Annotated in this window: 1 protein-coding gene, 1 tRNA gene and 1 pseudogene; 1 reads left to right on the top strand and 2 read right to left on the bottom strand. The window is 53.6% G+C overall.

Annotated features, from left to right (window positions below; all coding sequences use genetic code 11):
• Nucleotides 1–208: pseudogene (locus HNH97_RS17770) on the top strand (hypothetical protein); the annotation flags it as partial.
• Here the strand turns inward: HNH97_RS17770 and HNH97_RS13615 are convergent.
• Nucleotides 180–485, bottom strand: a complete 306-nt coding sequence (locus HNH97_RS13615; RefSeq protein WP_110913839.1) for a YnfA family protein — start codon at nt 483–485, stop codon at nt 180–182. The pseudogene HNH97_RS17770 and the gene HNH97_RS13615 sit on opposite strands and share 29 nt — an antisense overlap.
• Nucleotides 486–817: 332 nt before the next feature.
• Nucleotides 818–893: transfer RNA gene (locus HNH97_RS13610), tRNA-Lys, on the bottom strand.
• Between the last annotated feature and the right edge of the window lie 287 nt (nt 894–1,180).

Genomic DNA, 1,180 nt, shown 5'->3' with positions numbered 1-1,180 from the left:
GGCGCTTTTGGATGCTGACAGGCAGCCGGCTGCGACGACGTGCTTTCATACAACATATCAAGCCTTTATTGGCTTACCTATGCCAGCCCCTAAAAGTTTTTGGGTGCCGCCTTTTTTCAAAAAGGCGGTGTCTTTCGAAGCTTTTTGGAAAAAGCTTCACCAAAAACTTCTTTCACATTTCAGGCGTTGCGGGGGTGGAACAGGATGATCCCGGCCCCGACAAGGCAGATCGCAGCCCCCAGGATCTCCCAGCGTGTCGGGGTATATCCCTCCACCACGCGCATCCATGTCAGCGATGCCAGGATGTAGATCCCGCCATACGCCGCATAGGCCTGTCCCGCCGTATCGGTATCAATGCGCGTCAGCAGCCACGCAAAGACCACCAGAGACGCCATGCCGGGGATCAGGCAGGCCATGGACCGGCCCTGCCGCAGCCACGCCCAGAAGGCAAAACATCCACCGATTTCACAGAACCCGGCCACCATGTAAATGGCAAGGGACAGGATGTACTGGTTCACGGGCGACGTATCCTCTCCTGATATCTGAACCTGTCATGGACCATATCCACCGGGGAATTACCATCCCCTGCCCGATGGCTGATCACCGGACATGGCCTGACTCATAACGATGTTTTCGGGTGTTGCCATTTTTTAAAAGGACGAGGTTCCCTGAAGCTTTTTGGAAAAAGCTTCACCAAAAACTTCTGTCGCTTTCGTCAGGTGGATCAGGCAGGTACTATCCTGCTGTAGTCCGGACAAAAAAGCCCCGGTATCGTCTGATACCGGGGCTTTTTTGTCGGCGTTACGCCGGGATCCTGTGGTGGGCGCACAAGGGCTCGAACCTTGGACCCGCTGATTAAGAGTCAGCTGCTCTACCAACTGAGCTATGCGCCCACAGGGTTTTCCCTTTCGGGTGAGGGGCTTTTACCAAGGCAGGGCCATCAGGACAAGGGGATTTTTCAATATTTTTTCCCATGCACGACATCTGGCCCCGCAGTCCCCCTATTCCCTAGTTCCCCCACGAATGTTCATTGTTTGTTTCCAAACTACCCGGCAAACAGGTCCCATACGACCAGAAGTTTTTTGGTTCTTTTTTCCAGGGTCTGTTGGGAATTAACGCGAATTGATGATTGCGGCGGTGAGATAAATCATCGCTGCGAATGATCTGTCGGTCTTGTCGC

This window comes from Gluconacetobacter entanii, assembly GCF_013155425.1.
Lineage (GTDB): Bacteria > Pseudomonadota > Alphaproteobacteria > Acetobacterales > Acetobacteraceae > Novacetimonas > Novacetimonas entanii.
Note: the sequence above shows the minus strand (reverse complement) of the source record. Positions and strands in the feature narration are given on the sequence as shown.

Excerpts from the sequence above, each read along its gene's own strand:
- HNH97_RS13615 (WP_110913839.1), bottom strand. The coding sequence starts at position 485 with ATGGTGGCCGGGTTCTGTGAAATCGGTGGATGTTTTGCCTTCTGGGCG.